Below are 18,393 nucleotides of genomic sequence, written 5' to 3'. Positions count from 1 at the left end.
TTAGTTGCTCTTGCTTACCTGAGAAATAACCTGGCCGGAGATGTCCAGCTTGCTGGCGGCATACGGGGCGGCGTTGCGCTCCAGCACCAGATCGTAACCATTGCTCTTGGCTATGGAGTCGATGGCTGCCTGTACCTTGGTCAGGATCTTGTTGCGCTCTTCGGACTGACGGCGACCGTTGTCCTGTTCAAACGCCTGACGCTTCTGGTTGAACTCCATCTGCAGCTTGGCCAGTTTCTCCTGGTTCTGCTTCTTCTGCTCGGCGCTCATGAAGGCTTCATCCTTGCGGAACTTCTCGACCAGCTTCTGGCCTTCCTGTTCCAGCTTCTGCAGCTCACGCATGCGCGGCTCGAATTCGCCTTTCAGCTTGGCTGCAACGGCTTCACGCTGGGGCAGCTTTTGGAAGACTTCGCCCATATCCACCACGGCGATCTTGGTCTCAGCGAAGGCAGAACCCATGCCGGCAGCCATCAGTGCAAAGCTCAAACCAGCTACTTTCAACGCTTTATTCACACTTACTCCTTGTTCCCTCATGGCGAGGGCTACCTGATTTACCCGATTATGCAAGCGGCGTTAGGACCGTCTTGTTACCTGGTGAGGCACGCATACCGCGCGTCCCATCATTGAAGACCCCCACCGCATGGGTGGGGGCGATACTCTGTTTAGAAAGTACGACCGATGTTGAAGGAGAAGAACTCGGTGCGATCCCCTTCGTATTGCTTGATCGGCTTGGCCAGGGCGAACACCAGCGGGCCCATGGGCGAGAGCCACTGCAGGGAGACGCCGGCCGAGACCCGGATATTGCCCGGGTTGGAGTAGTCCTGGCTCAGATAGTTGCAATCAGCACCGGCGGCGCAAGGATAGGCACCGTTGGCAAAATCGGTGCTCCAGACCGTACCTGCATCCATAAAGACGGTGGAACGGATCTGCGGACGATAGGTTTCGGAAACGAACGGGGTCGGGAACACCAGCTCCAGTGACGCAACAGCCAGCGCGTTGCCACCCACCGAGGTATCGGAACCCTCGTAACTGCCAGTCTCGCAAGGTTGATTGCCGGTACAAGTCCCTGAGCCCGGTTTGGTGTAGGTCTTGTAGATCGCCTTGGGACCAATGGTGTTGCTCTTGAAACCACGAACCGTATCGAAACCACCGGCATAGTAGTTTTCGAAGAACGGCAGCATGGCGTCATCGCCATAACCGTTACCGTAGGAGACGCGCCCCTTGCCGATCATCACCCAGCTGTGATCCGCATCGAGTGGGAAGTAGTGGGCATCTTCGGCAGAGAGCTTGTAGTACTGCAGCTCCATGCCCGGCACGGTTACCTTGGCGTTGACACGTTGGCGGTCACCCGCGGTCGGGAACATCCCCTTGTTCAGGGTGGAGCGGGTCCAGCCAGCGGTCAGATCGACGGTCACGAAGTCGAGGTTAGCGCCATCCTGTGAATAGGCATTCCAGAACTGATCCATCTGCACCGACTGGCGGTTGTCGTTCCACTGATCCCAGCAATAGGTATTACCATCACTATCCGGGTTGTCCTTCAGACACTCCTGATAGTTCTGGGCATTGAACGACGGACGGCTCAGTTTGGTGCTCTCGATACCGGTACTGAAGTCGAGACGGTTGAACTCGTTGACCGGGAAGCCGCTGGAGAGACGGAAACCGATGGTTTCGTTCTCGTAATCGACGATATCGGCATCATCGGCGCGGAACTGGTTGTAGTAGACCCGACCACCCAGGCTGACACCATCCACGGTGAAGTAGGGATCGTTGTAGCTCAGGTCAACGTTCTTGGAGTAGTCGTTGGTGCTGGCGTTGATGGAGACCTTTTTGCCGGTTCCCATGAAGTTGTCCTGAGAGACCCCCGCCTGCAGGCTCAGACCTGACTCGGTACCGTAACCGATACCGGCGTTGATGGAGCCTGCGGGCTGCTCCTTGACCTTGAAGTCGAGGTCAACCAGGTCATCGTTGCCCGGCACTCGCTTGGTATCCACTTCCACGCTCTCGAAGTAGCCAAGACGGTTGAGACGGCTCTTGGACTGCTCGATATTATCGGAGGAGAGCCAGGTGCCTTCCATCTGACGCATCTCGCGACGCAGCACCTGATCTTCAGTGGTAGCGTTACCGTTGAAGTTGATTTTGCGCACATAGACACGGGGGCCCGGTTCCACGTTGACGATCAGCTCCACTTCCTTGGTTTGGTCATTGACCTGCGGGAAGGTGACCACTTTCGGATAGGCGTAGCCGTAACGGCCGAGGAACTTGGAGAGCACCTCTTCGGTATGGGTCACCTGGCTGGCGGAGTAGGTGCTGCCGGCAGCGATCGGGATCAACCCCTTCATCTCGCCACCGCGATCGATCAGGTCCCCCTTGAGCTGGACACCGGAGACCTTGTACTGATCCCCTTCCTTGATGTTGAGGGTGACATAGACGCCCTTCTTGTCGGGGGTCATGGAGACCTGGGTAGACTCCTGCTGGAAGCGGATATAGCCGCGGTCCATGTAGTAGGAGCGCAGAGTCTCGATATCACCGGCCAGCTTCTGCTTCTGATAGCGCTGATCGGCGGTGAAGTTCCACCAGGGCACTTCGTCGCGCAGGGAGAGCTGGGCAATCAGTTTGTCTTCCGGGAAGACGCTGTTGCCGACGATGTTGATCTGCTGGATCTTGGCCGCTTCCCCTTCCACGAAGGTGAACTTGAGGTCAACCCGGTTGAGCGGCAACGGGGTGACGATGGCCTTGACCTTGGCGGAGTATTTACCCACGCCATAGTAGAAATCTTCCAGTCCCTTCTCGAGGGAGGTAAGCACGGTGCGATCCAGCGGATCACCGACACGGATACCGGAGGACTCCAGACTCTGGGTCAGTTGCTCCTCTTTGATATCCTTGTTGCCGGCAAACTCGATGCTGGAGATGGTCGGACGCTCCTTGACCATCACCTGCAGTACCTGACCGTCACGGTAAACCTTCACATCCTCGAAGTTACCCGAGGCATAGAGCTTTTTGATGGCGCTGGCCAGAGCCACGGAGTCGACGGTATCGCCGACCCGGATCGGCAGGTTCAACAGTGCGGCACCCAGGGTCACCCGTTGCAGACCTTCGACCTGGATATCTTGCACCACAAAAGAGGCAGGGGCCGCCTGGGCCAGGAAACTGGCACCCAGCAGGCAACTCAACACCAATGCTTTTTTAACAGCCATTTTGTTCTTATGTGTCCTTGTTGATGCTCTGGCCTCAGAGGCGAGCGAAATCGTTAAACAGCGCAATGCCCATCAATAACATCAGAATGGCGGCGCCGATCCTGAAACCCACTTCCTGTATTTTCTCTGATACCGGCTTGCCGGTGACCGCTTCGATCAGGAAATAGACCAGATGGCCACCATCGAGCACCGGCAGGGGGAACAGATTGATAATCCCCAGGTTGACGCTGATCAGCGCCAGAAAACTCAAGAAATAGACCAGACCATAGTCGGCACTGCTGCCGGCGCCCTTGGCAATGGAGATGGGGCCGCTCAGGTTGTCCAGCGACACTATGCCAGCTACCAGCTTGCCGATCATGTCAAAGGTGAGCGTGATCAGGCTCCAGGTTTTGTCGGCCCCCTGCCACAGCGCCTGCAAAGGCCCATACTGTAACAGAATTCGATATTCATCCGGTAATGGAACCAGTTGCGGCGAGAGGCCGACGAATCCAACCAGCTTGCCCTGCACCTTGCGGCTATCCGGGGTCAGGGTCACGTTGAGATCACTGTTGTTGCGCTCAACCACCACTTGCAGGGGTTCGCCCGGTGCCTGCTGCACCAGCTCGACAAACTGGGTCCAGGCGGTAATTGGCTGATCGCCGACCTGCTTGATGCGGTCACCGACCTGCAGCCCCGCCTTTTCACTGGCACTCTTGGCCACCACGGCAGCCACGACTGGCAGCACTTTGCCACTCAGGGGGACGATCCCCAGACTGCCGATGGGCGACTCTTTATCCGGATCGAAGGTCCAGCCGGTCAGCGACAAGGTTTTGTCGGTGGCGTAGCTGGTATTGGGTGCCTGCACCTTGAGGGTAACCGCCTCATCACCCAGATGGCTGATAAGGGCGTAGGTGACGCTCTCCCAGTCACCGGTCTGTTCATCGCCGACCCCGACAATCTCCATCCCGGGCAGCACACCCGCCTCGGCAACGATGGAGGCCGGACGTACTTCACCGATCACCGGCTTGACGCTCGGCACCCCGATGATAAACATCAGCCAGAGGGCAAACAGGGCAAACACGAAGTTGGCCATGGGGCCTGCGGCGACAATCGCCATTCGCGCCCAGACACTCTTGTGGTTGAAGGCATACTGCTCGTCACCGGGCTTGAGTTCATCGACCCGGCCATCGAGCATCTTGACGTAACCACCGAGAGGGATCAGCGCCAGCACATATTCGGTTCCATCCTTGCCCATCCGGCGCCAGATCGCCTTGCCAAAGCCGATGGAGAAACGTTCAACCTTGACGCCACAGCGACGGGCCACCCAGAAGTGACCAAACTCGTGCACCGCGACCAGCAGGCCCAGCGCAACAACAAAGGCACCGATATTCCACAAAACACCGCCCATCAGCCAAGCTCCTCAATCAAAGTGTGAGCACGGGCTCTTGCCGCACCGTCCAGGGCAAACAGATCATCGAGCGAGCCGACGGCGCTGCTCTCCAGCGCCAGCATCACAGCCTCGTTGATCCGGGCAATATCCATAAAACCGATGCGCCCGGCCAGGAAGGCGGCAACGGCCTCCTCGTTGGCCGCATTGAGCGCAGTGGTCGCCGCTTGTCCCTTCTGGCAGGCATTGATGGCCAGCGCCAGACAGGGGTAGCGATCGTAATCAGGCCGGATAAAGCTGAACTCTCCGACACTGAAGAAATCCAAAGGTTCCACACTGGAGGGGATGCGATTGGGATAAGCCAGCGCATGGGCGATGGGGGTACACATATCCGGATTGCCAAGCTGGGCCAGCACGGAGCCATCCTTGTACTGCACCATGGAGTGGATCACCGACTGCGGATGGATCACCACCTGGATCTGTTCGGGAGCGGCATTGAACAGCCAGCGCGCCTCAATGTACTCCAGCCCTTTGTTGATCATGGTGGCGGAGTCGACCGAAATCTTGGCCCCCATCGACCAGTTGGGATGCGCAATGGCCTGCGCCGGGGTCACCTTCGCCAGCTCGCTGATCTCGCTGTAACGGAACGGGCCGCCGGAACCGGTCAGCAAAATCTTGCTGATCCCCGCCGCAGCCAGATTGCAAAAACCTGGCTGGCGCTGCACGGAGGTCGGCAGACACTGGAAGATGGCATTGTGCTCGCTGTCGATGGGAAGCAGCTCGGCGCCATGCTCGCGCACGGCCTCCATGAAGAAAGCACCGGACATCACCAGCGCCTCCTTGTTGGCCAGCAAGATGCGCTTGCCGGCACGCACCGCGGCCATGGTCGGGGCCAGACCGGCCGCACCGACGATGGCGGCCATCACGCTATGGGCATCGGGATGGGCGGCCACCTCGCAGAGGGCGGTGGCACCAGACATGACCCGGGTCACACTGCCGTGCGCTTTCAGACGGGCGGCCAGCTCACGGGCGGCCTCCTCATCGACCATCACGGCAAAACGGGGGGAGAATTCGAGACAGTCCCGCAACATGGCATCCACGTTGCGGGCAGCGGTCAACGCCAACACTTGCCAACTGCCCGGGTTATGGCGCAGCACTTTCAAGGTACTCTGACCAATGGAGCCGGAGGCCCCCAGAATAACCAGTGACTTGTGCATCAAAACTCCTGACTGAGTAGCAGATAACTGAGCAGAAACACCGGCAGGGCGGCGGTCAGGCTGTCGATCCGGTCGAGAATGCCACCATGACCCGGCAGCAGGGTGCCGGAATCCTTGATGCCCGCTTCGCGCTTGAACATGCTCTCGGTCAGATCACCGAGTACGGAGGCAAGCACCGCCAGCAGGGAGCAAAACAGCACGGTGATCATCTTGGCAGGCACAAATCCCATCGACCAGGTGACACCGATGGCCAGCAGGCTGGCGGTAAAGAGGCCGCCACACATCCCTTCGATGGTTTTGCCCGGACTGACGGCGGGCGCCAGCTTGTGTTTACCGAACGCCTTGCCGAAAAAATACGCGCCAGAATCTGCCGCCCAGACCAGTCCCATCACGAACAACAGGATCCAGGCGCCCATCATGGGGTCATGGTAAAAGTTGTAACCACGGATGGCGACCAGCGACCAGAAGAAGGGCACCAGGGTCACCAGACCAAACAGCGACTTGAGCCAGATAGACTCTTTCCACAGCTTGGCGCTCTGGGGATAACGCAACACCAGCAGCAGACCCAGCAGCCACCAGCTGACCGCGGTCCAGAGCACGCCCATCACCAGGGGGTGCAGGTGAGGCGTCCAGAGTTGCTCCACCGGCAGCCAAAAGAGGCTGGCACCGAGCAACAGACAAAATACGATGGGCAACCATTGCTGCGGGGCAGCACAGACAAACCCACTCCATTCGCGACTGGCCAACAAAAACACCAGCGCAGCCAACAGGGCAAAAAATTTCAATGGCAGAAAGAAGAGCGCCCCCAACACCAGGGGGATCAACATCAAAGCAGTAATAATTCGTTGTTTTAGCAAAAGAAACCTCTCTCTTGGGAGCGGGGTTTAGCCGGTCTGCTGCTCGGCGATCAATTCCCGTATCTGTTCACCGGTGCAACCGAAGCGACGCTCGCGGGCAACGAAAGAGGCGACAGCCTCACTGAACTCGGCCTCGTTGAAATCGGGCCACAATACCGGGGTAAAATAGAGCTCGGCATAGGCGAGCTGCCATAACACAAAGTTGCTGATGCGATGATCGCCACCGGTACGGATCAACAGGTCCACGGGTGGCAGATCGGCCATACAAACCTCGCGGGTCAGCATGGACTCATCAATGTCGTCAGCGGCCAGTTCACCGGCCGCGACCGCTTTGGCCAGCTTGCGGGCCGCCTGGGCGATATCCCACTGGCCGCCATAGTTGGCTGCAATGTTCAGGGTCAACCCCTTGTTATTGGCGGTCAAGGCTTCCGCCTTGGCGATTTTGGCCTGCAAACGCTCACTAAAGCGAGCAGTATCGCCAATCACCTTGAGCCGGATCCCGTTGCTGTGCAGTTTCTGCACCTCACGACCCAGCACTGTGATGAACAGTTCCATCAAGGCACTGACCTCCCCTTCCGGGCGGCGCCAGTTTTCGCTGGAGAATGCAAACAGGGTCAATGCCTCGATCTTGGCACGCGCAGCAAAGGTAACGGCCTCGCGCACTGACTTGACGCCCGCCTTGTGGCCATAAACCCGCATCTTGCCTCGGTTCTGGGCCCAGCGACCGTTACCATCCATGATGATGGCGACGTGACGGGGTAAAGACGAGTTGGCACAATCACCCAACGCAGCCAAAAGCGACATGTAATTCTCCCACAAAGACAAAAGCGCCGTGCAGGGGCACTACACGGCGCTCGTAATATACCTTTCAGACGGTTAGATTTCCATTAGCTCCTTCTCCTTTACGGCAAGGGCCTCATCGACCAGCTTGACGTAGGAGTCGGTCAGCTTCTGGATCTCTTCCTGGGCACGACGGTCGTCATCCTCGGAGATCTCTTTGTCCTTCAGCAGCGCTTTCAGGTCGGCGTTAGCGTCACGACGGATGTTGCGCACGGCAACACGGGCGTTTTCCGCTTCGGCACGGACGATCTTGGTCAGATCGCGACGGCGCTCTTCGGTCAGCGGCGGCAGCGGCACGCGCAGGGTCTGGCCATTGCTGGACGGGTTCAGGCCCAGATCGGAGGTCAGGATCGCCTTCTCTACCGCCTGGATCATGGAGCGGTCAAAAATGGAGATGGAGAGGGTGCGAGCATCTTCTGCCACGACGTTGGCCAACTGTTTCAGCGGAGTGGCTGCACCGTAGTACTCAACCTGGATGCCGTCGAGCAGGCTCGGGTGAGCGCGGCCGGTACGGATCTTGGACATTTGGGTCTTGAGCGCTTCTACGCTCTTGCCCATACGGTCCTTGGCGTCGTTTTTAATCTCGTTGATCACAGTGGTTTTCCTTTTGGCGAACGAGCCGTTACACGGCCCGTGTCTATCTTATTTACTGACGTGATGGATAGGATAAGAGTGCCAGGTGGCTCACTTTTATCTTATTTACCAACGTGGTGGATCAGAGTGCCTTCCGGTTCACCCATGATGACCCGGCGCAGGGCGCCCGGTTTGTTCATGTTGAACACGCGGATCGGCAGATCATGGTCACGTGCCAGGGTAAAGGCAGCAAGATCCATCACCTTGAGCTCTTTTTCAAGAACTTCATCATAACTCAGTTCATGATACAGCACGGCATCCGGATTCTTGACCGGATCTTCGTTGTATACACCATCAACCTTGGTGGCTTTGAGCACCACGTCAGCTTCGATCTCGATCCCGCGCAGGCAAGCCGCAGAATCGGTAGTGAAGAAGGGGTTGCCGGTACCGGCAGAGAAGATAACGACTTTGCCAGCACGCAGCTGGCTGATTGCCTCGGCCCAGCTGTAGGAGTCGCAGACGCCCTGCAGGGAGATGGCAGACATCAGACGGGCATTCACATAAGCACGATGCAGGGCATCACGCATGGCCAGACCGTTCATCACGGTTGCCAGCATACCCATGTGGTCGCCCACCACGCGGTTCATGCCCGCTTTGGCAAGACCGGCACCACGGAACAGGTTGCCGCCACCGATGACCAGACCGACCTGAACACCCAACTCAACCAGTTCTTTGATCTCTTGGGCCATACGCTCCAGCACCGCCGGATCAATGCCGAAACCCTCGGATCCTTGCAGGGCTTCACCACTCAACTTCAGAAGAACACGTCTGTATGCAGGTTTGGGATTGGTACTCATGTCACTGATTCCTGGTCATATAAAGACCGCGACATAAGTCGCGGTCTGGGGAAACGGAAAAACCGGTTCGATTAGGCCTTTTGAGCGGCCGCGATTTGGGCTGCAACTTCAGCAGCGAAATCGGTCTCTTGCTTCTCGATGCCTTCGCCCACTTCGAAACGGGTGAAGGAGACAACGTCAGCGCCTTCTTTCTTCAGCAGCTCGGCAACGGTCATGGAAGGATCTTTCACGAACGGTTGACCAGTCAGGGAAACCTCACCGGTGAACTTCTTCATGCGGCCTTCAACCATCTTCTCGGCGATCTCTTTCGGCTTGCCGGAGTTGATGGCGATGTCGATCTGAATTTCGCGCTCTTTGGCAACGACATCAGCAGACACATCTTCAGGCTTGACGAATTGCGGGCTGTTGGCTGCAACGTGCATGGCCAGATCTTTGGCCAGCTCGGCAGAACCACCGGTCAGCTTGGTGATAACACCAATGCGGGAACCGTGAACGTAGGTACCCAGGTTGTCACCTTCAACCAGCATCACGCGACGCAGGTTCATGTTCTCACCGATCTTGGCGATCAGGTTGGTGATGGTCAGCTCGACGGATTCGCCGTTACCGAAGTCAGCGGCTTTCAGCGCGTCAACGTCAGCAATTTTCTGGGTCGCAGCGATGTCAGCGATCTTCTGGCCCATTGCCATGAAGCTGGCATCTTTGGCGACGAAGTCGGTTTCGCTGTTCAGCTCGATCATGACGGCAACGTTGCCTTCGGTGCGAGCAAAGATAACGCCTTCAGCGGCGATACGGCCCGCTTTCTTGGCGGCTTTGGCCTGACCGGATTTGCGCATGTTCTCAATTGCCAGCTCGATATCACCAGCAGCTTCTTCCAGTGCTTTTTTGCAATCCATCATGCCAGCGGCAGTGCGCTCGCGCAGTTCTTTTACCAGGGCGGCAGTAACGTTAGCCATGTCCAGTATCCTCGGTCTTGAATTGACAAGAAACAGGGGCCACAAGGGCCCCTGCTAACCAATTACATCAGCTTGGTTAATAAGGGCTTTACAGTCCTTATCAATTACTCAGCTTCAACGAAGCCATCTTGTTCGGCTTGAACAACGATGTCCTGAGCGCGAGCTTCCAGTACGGTGTCAGCAGCAGCATTCAGGTACAGCTGTACGGCACGGATAGCGTCGTCGTTACCCGGGATGACATAGTCAACGCCGTCCGGGTTGGAGTTGGTATCAACGATGGAAACTACCGGGATACCCAGGTTGTTGGCTTCTTTGATAGCGATATGCTCGTGGTCGGCATCGACAACGAACAGAACGTCAGGCAGGCCGCCCATGTTCTTGATACCACCCAGGCTCTTCTCCAGCTTTTCCATTTCGCGAGTACGCATCAGCGCCTCTTTCTTGGTCAGCTTTTCGAAGGTACCGTCCTGGCTCTGGGTTTCCAGATCTTTCAGGCGCTTGATAGACTGACGAACGGTTTTCCAGTTGGTCAGCATACCGCCCAGCCAGCGGTGGTTTACATAGAACTGGTCGCAACGCTCAGCGGCTTCTTTGACGGCTTCAGACGCGGCACGCTTGGTACCTACGAACAGTACCTTGCCTTTCTTGGCAGCTACGGAGCTGATGAAGTTCATGGCATCGTCAAACAACGGAACGGTTTTTTCCAGGTTGATGATGTGAACCTTGCTGCGGGCACCGAAGATGTAGGATTTCATTTTCGGGTTCCAGTAACGAGTCTGGTGACCGAAGTGAACGCCGGCTTGCAGCATGTCGCGCATAGAAACTTTAGCCATTTTATACCTCTGTATGGGGTTAGGCCTCCACACATCCCATATAACCGACCTGTTAAGGCACCCCGGTATATGTGTCGATGTGTGTGTGTTATTGATTAAGGGTGATGAAATGGTGGACGCAAGTTCCCCATTCCGGCGCGCTTTATACCATAACTTTGCTCAGGACACCACCGGCCGACACCCGAAACGGGTGTAAATATGGATCCCGCCAGAGGATGCTGCGACGCTGATTTGACGTTGTGATGACAATCACACTGGAAGTACGCGGGGGTTGCGGATAAAATTTTGCCCTGATTGCAAACGCATCTATTTTTCATTACCTGTCCTGTCTGCCCTCGCAGGCCCAGCGGCAGGCCGCAAGAGAGATCCCATGTCCATTAAAATCAAGACACCGGAAGAGATTGAAAAGATGCGCGTTGCCGGCCAATTGGCCGCCGATGTGCTGGTCATGATTGCGCCCCATGTCAAAGCTGGCGTCACCACTGACGAACTGAACACCCTCTGCCACGACTATATGGTCAACGTACAACAGGCGGTTCCGGCTCCGCTCAACTACCACGGCTTCCCCAAATCCATCTGCACCTCGGTGAACGATGTGATCTGCCACGGTATCCCGAATCACAAGAAGCTGCGCGATGGCGACATCATCAACCTGGATATCACCGTCATCAAGGATGGCTACCACGGCGATACCTCGGCCATGTTCATCGTGGGCGAGACCACCCCGCTGCGCCGCCAGCTCTGCAAAGTGGCGCAAGAGAGCCTCTATGCTGCCATCAAGACGGTGCGTCCGGGTGCCTGCATTACCGAAATTGGCGCCGTTATTCAGCCCATCGTCGAGAAGGCCGGTTTCTCCGTGGTACGTGACTACTGCGGTCACGGCATCGGTGCCGAATTCCATGAAGAGCCGCAGATCCTCCACTACCGCAACAGCGGCAAGCAGGAGCTGAAAGCGGGCATGTGCTTCACCATCGAGCCCATGGTCAACAGCAAGAAGTATCACTGCAAGGTCAATCCGAAGGATGGCTGGACCGTGACCACCAAGGATGGCGGCGACTCCGCCCAGTGGGAGCACACCCTGCTGGTAACCGAGGATGGCTGCGAGGTGCTCACCCTACGCCCCGATGACACTATCGACCGCTTCATCAAACACAGCTAACATCGAACCCCGGCCCTGAACTCCCAAAGCGCCGGGGTTTTTACTTTTGCTTCTGCCATTTGCCTGCCACTTGCGTGTGAGATGCCATGGACGCCAGCCTGCTTTCCCCTCATTTGTTACCCGATGACCAGCTCACCCGCGACAACTGCAAAGAGTACCTGAGCCGCTTCCTCGGCTGGCTGCACGCCCGTTTCGATGCCGGTGACAACATCATAGAGCTGGTCGCCACCCGCTCCGAGTACATGGATCAGCTGCTCTGCCGCCTCTGGCAGAAGTTCGGCTTCGACAAGAGCGACCTTACCCTCATTGCGGTGGGGGGCTATGGCCGCGGCGAGCTGCACCCCCACTCCGATATCGACCTGCTGATCCTCTATGACGGCGACGAGCTGGACGAGGTACTGGGGCTGCGCATCGGCGAGTTCATCACCCTGTTGTGGGATCTCAAGCTGGAGGTGGGTCAGGCGGTGCGCAACGTGGCGGAGTGTCTCGAGCAGGGGCGCGCCGATATCACGGTGGCTACCAACCTGATCGAGGCGCGCTATATCACCGGTCGCAAAGAGGGCTTCCGGCAACTGAAAGAGGCGACCGGCCCCCAGCACTTCTGGCCGAGTGAAGCCTTCTTTCGCGCCAAACGGCAGGAGCAGGCGGAGCGCCATCAGCAGTTTCTCGGCACCGCCTACAAGCTGGAGCCCGATCTCAAGAGCAATCCGGGTGGCCTGCGCGACATTCAGACCCTCGCCTGGGTCGCCCGCCGCCACTTTGGCGCCACCACTTTATTCGAGATGACCAGCCACGGTTTTCTCAACCGCGCCGAGTACCGCGAGCTGCTCGACTGCCAGAATTTCCTCTGGAAGGTGCGCTTTGCCCTGCATATGGCGATTAACAAGGGGGACAACCGGCTGCTGTTCGATCGCCAGCGCACCGTGGCCCAGATGCTGGGGTTCGAGGGGGAAGGCAACACCCCGGTCGAGCAGATGATGAAGCGTTTCTACCAGACGGTGCGGCGGGTCTCGGAGCTCAACGAGATGCTGCTGCAGCTGTTTGACGAGGCTATTCTCGGCAACACCGCCATGGATGTGCGCCGCCTCTCCGACGAGTTCCAGCTCCGTGGCCGCCTCATCGATGCGGTGGATGCGGAGCTGTTTACCCGGGAACCGGCCGCCATCCTGCGCCTCTTCTATCAGATGGCCCAGCATCCCGAGATTGCGGGCATCCACTCGGCCACCCTGCGCCAGCTGCGCGAGGCACGCCGCAAACTGAACTGCTGGTTGCAGGACCTGCCCGACTGCCGTCGCCTGTTTATGGCGCTGCTGCGCCACCCCAACGGTATCGGCCTGCCGCTCACCCTGATGCACAAGTACGGCATCCTCGCCGCCTATCTACCCCAGTGGAACCTGATAGTCGGCCAGATGCAGTTCGACATGTTCCACGCTTATACGGTGGATGAGCACACCCACCGACTGCTCAAGAACATTCACCAGTTCCCCAATCCGGCCAGTCGCCAGAGTCACCCGCTCTGCCACGAGGTGTTCACCCGGCTGCGCAAACCGGAGCTGCTCAGCATCGCCGCCCTGTTCCACGACATCGCCAAGGGGCGGCGCGGCGATCACTCGGAACTCGGCGCCGTCGATGCGCTGGAGTTCTGCCAGTTGCACGGTCTGGATCGCTACGAGAGCCGACTGGTCGCCTGGCTGGTACGCCACCATCTGCTGATGTCGGTCACCGCCCAGCGCCGCGATATCTACGACCCCGACGTGGTGACCGACTTCGCCCAGAAGGTGCGCGACGAGCAGCATCTCGACCTGCTCTACTGCCTCACCGTTGCCGATATCTGCGCCACCAACGATACCCTGTGGAATGACTGGAAGGGCACCCTGCTGCGGGAGCTCTACTTCGCGACCCAGAAGGCGCTGCGCCAGGGGTTGGAGAACCCGCCCGACATGCGGCTGCGCATTCGCGAAAACCAGCGTCAGGCCAAGCAGTTCATGGCACAGCGGGATATATCGGAAGAGGCGATCAACCAGCTCTGGGCCGATTTCAAGGCGGATTACTTCCTGCGTCACAGCCCGGAGCAGATCGCCTGGCACTGCCGCCATATCATCGAACATGGCGACAATCCGGCGCCGCTGGTGATTATCGGCAAGCACCCGACCCGCGGCGGCAGCGAGGTGTTTATCTACTGCCGCGATACCCCGAATCTGTTTGCCACCGTCGCCTCGGCGCTGGATCAGAAGAACCTCAACATCCACGACGCCCAGATCATGAACTCGCGCAGCAACTTCGTGCTCGACACCTTCGTGGTGCTGGAGCCGAGCGGCGAGCCCATCAGCCCCAACCGCACCGCCACCATCAAGACGGCACTGGAGAAGGCGCTGCAGGAGCCGGGCAAGCTGGTGCTGCGCAACAAGCCGCTGTCGCGGCGCCACCGCCAGTTCAGCGTGCCGACCCGGGTGGTCTTCCTGCCCCATAAAGGGGAGAGCCGTCACACCCTGCTGGAGCTGACCGCCCTCGATACCCCCGGTCTGCTGGCGCGGATCGGCGCGGTATTCCAGCAGTGCGGGCTGTCGCTGCACGCCGCCAAAATCGCCACCTTCGGTGAGCGGGTCGAGGACTTTTTCAGCCTGACCAGCCTCGATGGCGAGCCATTGACCGCCGAGCAGCAACAGCAGCTGGAAGAGCGGCTGGTACACCAGCTCAACCCCCAGCACTCGGTGCTGGATTAAGCGAGCCATGTTTCGAAAGAGGCTGGTTGTCGGGCGTTTTTTGCCATGCCAAACAACTGGTTGGCACACACCGGGCGAAGAAATGGCCGCTGGCCGGAAGAATTCCGGTCAACCCCTTAAAAACAGTCGGAAAAGTGTGATACAACAAACAGAATTTTTTAAAGGAAACCTGTCATGACCGAGTTGCAACAGATCATTGAAGCGGCCTTCGAGCGCCGCGACACCATTACTCCGGGCTCCGTGGATAGCGCCACCAAGTCCGCCATCCTGCAAGCCATCGACCTGCTGGACTCCGGCAAGGCGCGGGTTGCCGAGAAGATCGCCGGTGAGTGGGTTGTCCATCAGTGGTTGAAGAAAGCGGTACTGCTCTACTTCCGCATCAACGACAACGGCATCATCAAGGGCGACGATGCCCAGTACTACGACAAGGTTCCCCTCAAGTTCTCCAACTACACCGCCGAGCAGTTCAAGGAAGCGGGTGTGCGCGTGGTGCCGCCGGCAACCGCCCGCAAAGGCTCCTTTATCGCCCCCAATACCGTGCTGATGCCCTCCTATGTCAACATCGGCGCCTTCGTTGATGAAGGCACCATGGTCGACACCTGGGCCACCGTCGGCTCTTGCGCCCAGATCGGTAAAAACGTCCACCTCTCCGGCGGCGTCGGCATCGGCGGCGTACTGGAGCCACTGCAGGCCAACCCGACCATCATCGAAGACAACTGCTTTATCGGTGCCCGCTCCGAAGTGGTTGAAGGGGTCATCGTCGAGGAAGGTTCCGTCATCTCCATGGGCGTCTTCATCGGCCAGTCCACCCGCATCTATGACCGCGAAACTGGCGAGATCCACTACGGCCGCGTACCGGCTGGCTCCGTGGTCGTCTCCGGCTCCCTGCCCTCCAAATGCGGCAAATACAGCCTCTACGCGGCGGTGATCGTCAAGAAGGTCGATGCCAAGACCCGTGCCAAAGTCGGCATCAACGCCCTGCTGCGCTCCATCGACGAGTAATCAGCATTGCTGTGCTGAAAAGGGCGCCTGATGGCGCCCTTTTGATTTTGGCGCCCCTGTCACAGGCAAGCCATCAGGCATCGGTTAAGATAATCGGGACAGGATCGTTTCAAACCGAGGAAGCCCGATGTACGAGAATCTGAAGAGCCTGGGGATCCAGGATCCCGCCTCCGTCGACAGCTATACCCTGCGCCAGGAGGCCAACCACGACATCCTCAAGATCTACTTCAAGAAGCAGAAGGGCGAGTTCTTCGCCAAGAGTGTCAAATTCAAGTATCCGCGCCAGCGCAAGACCATGCTGGTCGACTCCGGTACCCATGAGTACAAGGATGTCACCGAGATCAACGCCAACCTCAAGTACGTGGTGGATGAGCTGGACAACCTGACCCAAGGCGTCCATGTCGAGATCGATCCGGACATCAAGCAGAAGATCCTGCGCGACCTGCGTCATCTGGAAAAAGTGGTGCAGAACAAGATCAGCGAAATCGAGCGAGATCTGGAGAAACTCTAACCCTACCCACTCGACAACAGAGCGCCTTGATGGCGCTCTTTTTATTGGTTGATTATTGGCTGACTTTAAGCCGTTGCCTGCCTCATCCGGTGATAGAATGGGAGTTCGATAAAGTGAGCAAGGCACACCCACAGTTGCGCTGACATGGCGCATCCCGTTACACATCGCCCCTTGGGCAACCCGACTCCTGCCACGATAAGACCTACAGCGACTCGCACTATCCAGAGTCCCAAATAGCAAGAGGGAGGCTTTCGCCTCCCTCTTCAAACACTCTGATATTCAGGCAACAGGATTAGTTGCTCTTCATCCAGATGTCCATGTCGGTTTTCAGGTTGTCAGACTTGGTACCGAAGATGGCTTGTACGCCGGAACCAGCTACTACCACACCGGCAGCCCCCAGTTTCTTCAGGCCAGCCTGGTCAACTTTGGCGACATCTTTCACGCCAACACGCAGACGGGTGATGCAGGCATCCAGAGAAGCGATGTTCTCTTTACCACCGAAGGCAGCAACCAGCGCAGCAGACATTTCGTCTTTGCCGTGACCAACGGTCTCTTCAGCAGTCTCGTCTTCACGACCCGGAGTTTTCAGGTTCATGGCACGGATAACGAAGCTGAATACGACGTAGTAGATGGCAGCGTAAACCAGACCCAGACCTACCAGCAGCAGCATGTTGTCGGCACGTGGAGATTGCACCACGAAGTCGATGAAGCCGTTGGAGAAGGTGTGACCGTGTACGATACCCAGAGAGTTGGTCAGCACATAAGCCAGACCAGCCAGTACAGCGTGGATGGCGTACAGCACCGGAGCGATGAACAGGAAGGAGAATTCAATCGGTTCGGTGATACCGGTCAGGAAAGAGGTCAGGGCAGCAGAGGCCATGATACCCACGATCTTGGCGCGGTTTTCCGGCTTGGCAGCGTGAGCAATGGCGAACGCAGCAGCAGGCAGACCGAACATTTTGAACAGGTAGCCACCAGCCAGCTGACCGAAGCCGTTACCGGCAGCGCGGGAAGCGTCATCAGCAGTCAGGAAGCAGGTCATGATACCGTGAACAGTTTCACCGGCGCCGTTAACGCAGGTACCAGCCTGATAGAAGAACGGCACGTTCCAGATGTGGTGCAGACCGAACGGGATCAGGGAGCGCTCGACTACGCCGTAGATACCGAAGGCCAGGACCGGGTTCTGGTTGGCAGCCCAATCAGAGAAGGCACCGATAGCGCCACCTACTGGCGGCCAAATCACGGACAGGATCACACCCAGACCGATGGAGAGGAAACCGGTGATGATGGGTACGGCACGTTTGCCCGCGAAGAAGCCCAGATACTCTGGCAGCTGGATCTTGTAGAAGCGGTTGAACGCCCAGGCAGCGATACCACCGGCCATGATACCGCCCAGTACGCCGGTCTCGATGGTTTCAACACCCATCACAGGTGCCATGACCTTCAGGGTAGCGACCATGATGCCGTAGCCAACGATGGCTGACAGGCCAGATACGCCGTCGTTATTGGTAAAGCCCAGAGCAACACCCACTGCGAACAGCAGGGCCATCTGACCAAATACGGAACCACCAGCTTGCTCCATCAATTGGGAGACAATTTCTGGCAACCAGCTGAAGTGGGCAGCACCCACCCCCAGCAGAATACCTGCGACCGGCAAGACTGATACTGGCAGCATCAGCGCCTTACCAACCTTTTGCAGATTAGAGAAAGCATTTTTGAACATTGTGTGCGCTCCTGAATGGATTGTCTTCCCTGAACGATCTATCTGAATGAAATAAGCACTGATTCATCCAGATATCTTCGAGTCGGGCTTGTTTATTTTGACCATCAGAATATAACCCAGTGGGTCATAAATTGCTGCTTTAGGAAGCGGGGGAATATTGAATTTGGAGGGAAGATCACAACTTGTTTAGCAGCGAAAAAACAACGTTAATATAAGTTAGTAATAGGCATCATCACTCTATTACAAACATATATGAATTGCAGTTTCACTTTGTATTTTAATAATGCAACTTGCATCATTAAGAAACCAATTGTAACTCAATGTAACCACATCATTTTTATTTATTACAGTCTCATCTACAGGACCTTAAGCATTGAGCCCCTTTAAAACGCCCTCCAAGGTCCTGTTCTGTATCGATTTTCTCTGCTTGGTTCGGCAGGCGTTCTTAGCCAAATAATCAGCTGCCCATTCCAGTCGTTCCCTTATTTCTGTCAGCGCTCTATGGGCTACTGCTTCCAATAGCGGCAACCACCATGTCGTACTGTTCTTTGACGCTTTCAACATCGATAGCTTCCCTGTCATCAC

Annotated in this window: 15 protein-coding genes and 1 pseudogene; 4 read left to right on the top strand and 12 right to left on the bottom strand. The window is 57.4% G+C overall.

Features of this window, described 5'->3' with window-relative positions; genetic code table 11:
* The 10 genes from OKC40_RS15485 to rpsB form a co-directional block, all read right to left on the bottom strand.
* Entirely contained in the window at window positions 1–513 is a 513-nt protein-coding gene (locus OKC40_RS15485; protein WP_005338563.1) for an OmpH family outer membrane protein, read from the bottom strand.
* 149 nt (window positions 514–662) lie between these two features.
* Complete coding sequence (gene bamA, locus OKC40_RS15480) at window positions 663–3,194, bottom strand: outer membrane protein assembly factor BamA (RefSeq protein WP_270795858.1); 2,532 nt, start codon at window positions 3,192–3,194, stop codon at window positions 663–665.
* A gap of 34 nt (window positions 3,195–3,228) precedes the next feature.
* Window positions 3,229–4,581: a sigma E protease regulator RseP gene (gene rseP, locus OKC40_RS15475; protein ID WP_213392309.1), complete on the bottom strand. Its 1,353-nt coding sequence runs from the start codon at window positions 4,579–4,581 to the stop codon at window positions 3,229–3,231.
* Window positions 4,581–5,777, bottom strand: coding sequence for a 1-deoxy-D-xylulose-5-phosphate reductoisomerase (ispC, locus tag OKC40_RS15470; protein ID WP_270795855.1), 1,197 nt, complete (start codon window positions 5,775–5,777; stop codon window positions 4,581–4,583). Before ispC ends, rseP begins: the two co-directional genes overlap by 1 nt.
* On the bottom strand, window positions 5,777–6,634 hold the full coding sequence (locus OKC40_RS15465) for a phosphatidate cytidylyltransferase (protein WP_033137949.1): 858 nt from the start codon (window positions 6,632–6,634) through the stop codon (window positions 5,777–5,779). The genes ispC and OKC40_RS15465 overlap by 1 nt, the downstream gene beginning before the upstream one ends.
* Window positions 6,635–6,661: 27 nt before the next feature.
* On the bottom strand, window positions 6,662–7,438 hold the full coding sequence (gene uppS / locus OKC40_RS15460) for a polyprenyl diphosphate synthase (RefSeq protein WP_042058437.1): 777 nt from the start codon (window positions 7,436–7,438) through the stop codon (window positions 6,662–6,664).
* Between the two features lie 72 nt (window positions 7,439–7,510).
* On the bottom strand, window positions 7,511–8,068 hold the full coding sequence (gene frr, locus OKC40_RS15455; RefSeq protein WP_033137948.1) for a ribosome recycling factor: 558 nt from the start codon (window positions 8,066–8,068) through the stop codon (window positions 7,511–7,513).
* Window positions 8,069–8,169: 101 nt separating this feature from the next.
* Window positions 8,170–8,904 (bottom strand): UMP kinase, encoded by a 735-nt coding sequence (pyrH, locus tag OKC40_RS15450; RefSeq protein ID WP_033137947.1) that lies wholly within the window; start codon window positions 8,902–8,904, stop codon window positions 8,170–8,172.
* Window positions 8,905–8,975: 71 nt separating this feature from the next.
* Window positions 8,976–9,857, bottom strand: a complete 882-nt coding sequence (gene tsf, locus OKC40_RS15445) for a translation elongation factor Ts (RefSeq protein WP_042058435.1) — start codon at window positions 9,855–9,857, stop codon at window positions 8,976–8,978.
* A gap of 104 nt (window positions 9,858–9,961) precedes the next feature.
* On the bottom strand, window positions 9,962–10,690 hold the full coding sequence (rpsB, locus tag OKC40_RS15440) for a 30S ribosomal protein S2 (protein WP_042058433.1): 729 nt from the start codon (window positions 10,688–10,690) through the stop codon (window positions 9,962–9,964).
* A gap of 370 nt (window positions 10,691–11,060) precedes the next feature.
* On the opposite strand from rpsB, the gene map reads away from it, so the two are divergent.
* The 4 genes from map to OKC40_RS15420 all read left to right on the top strand — a co-directional run bounded on the left by map (window position 11,061) and on the right by OKC40_RS15420 (window position 16,085).
* Window positions 11,061–11,849, top strand: coding sequence for a type I methionyl aminopeptidase (map, locus tag OKC40_RS15435; protein WP_042058431.1), 789 nt, complete (start codon window positions 11,061–11,063; stop codon window positions 11,847–11,849).
* An 86-nt stretch (window positions 11,850–11,935) separates the two neighbouring features.
* The gene (gene glnD, locus OKC40_RS15430; protein WP_270795852.1) at window positions 11,936–14,572 is read left to right on the top strand and encodes a bifunctional uridylyltransferase/uridylyl-removing protein GlnD; all 2,637 of its coding nucleotides are present in this window, start codon (window positions 11,936–11,938) and stop codon (window positions 14,570–14,572) included.
* Between the two features lie 174 nt (window positions 14,573–14,746).
* Complete coding sequence (gene dapD, locus OKC40_RS15425) at window positions 14,747–15,574, top strand: 2,3,4,5-tetrahydropyridine-2,6-dicarboxylate N-succinyltransferase (protein ID WP_005338581.1); 828 nt, start codon at window positions 14,747–14,749, stop codon at window positions 15,572–15,574.
* Window positions 15,575–15,701: 127 nt separating this feature from the next.
* Window positions 15,702–16,085 carry a DUF3461 family protein gene (locus OKC40_RS15420; RefSeq protein ID WP_042657949.1) on the top strand — a complete coding sequence of 128 codons (384 nt, stop codon included), beginning with the start codon at window positions 15,702–15,704 and terminating at the stop codon, window positions 16,083–16,085.
* Window positions 16,086–16,377: 292 nt separating this feature from the next.
* Here the strand turns inward: OKC40_RS15420 and ptsG are convergent, their stop codons facing one another.
* On the bottom strand, window positions 16,378–17,808 hold the full coding sequence (gene ptsG / locus OKC40_RS15415) for a PTS glucose transporter subunit IIBC (RefSeq protein ID WP_042058424.1): 1,431 nt from the start codon (window positions 17,806–17,808) through the stop codon (window positions 16,378–16,380).
* Between the two features lie 366 nt (window positions 17,809–18,174).
* Window positions 18,175–18,393: pseudogene (locus OKC40_RS15410) on the bottom strand (IS4 family transposase); the annotation flags it as partial.

It is taken from the genome of Aeromonas sp. QDB11 (assembly GCF_027705265.1).
Lineage (GTDB): Bacteria > Pseudomonadota > Gammaproteobacteria > Enterobacterales > Aeromonadaceae > Aeromonas > Aeromonas allosaccharophila.
Note: the sequence above shows the minus strand (reverse complement) of the source record. Positions and strands in the feature narration are given on the sequence as shown.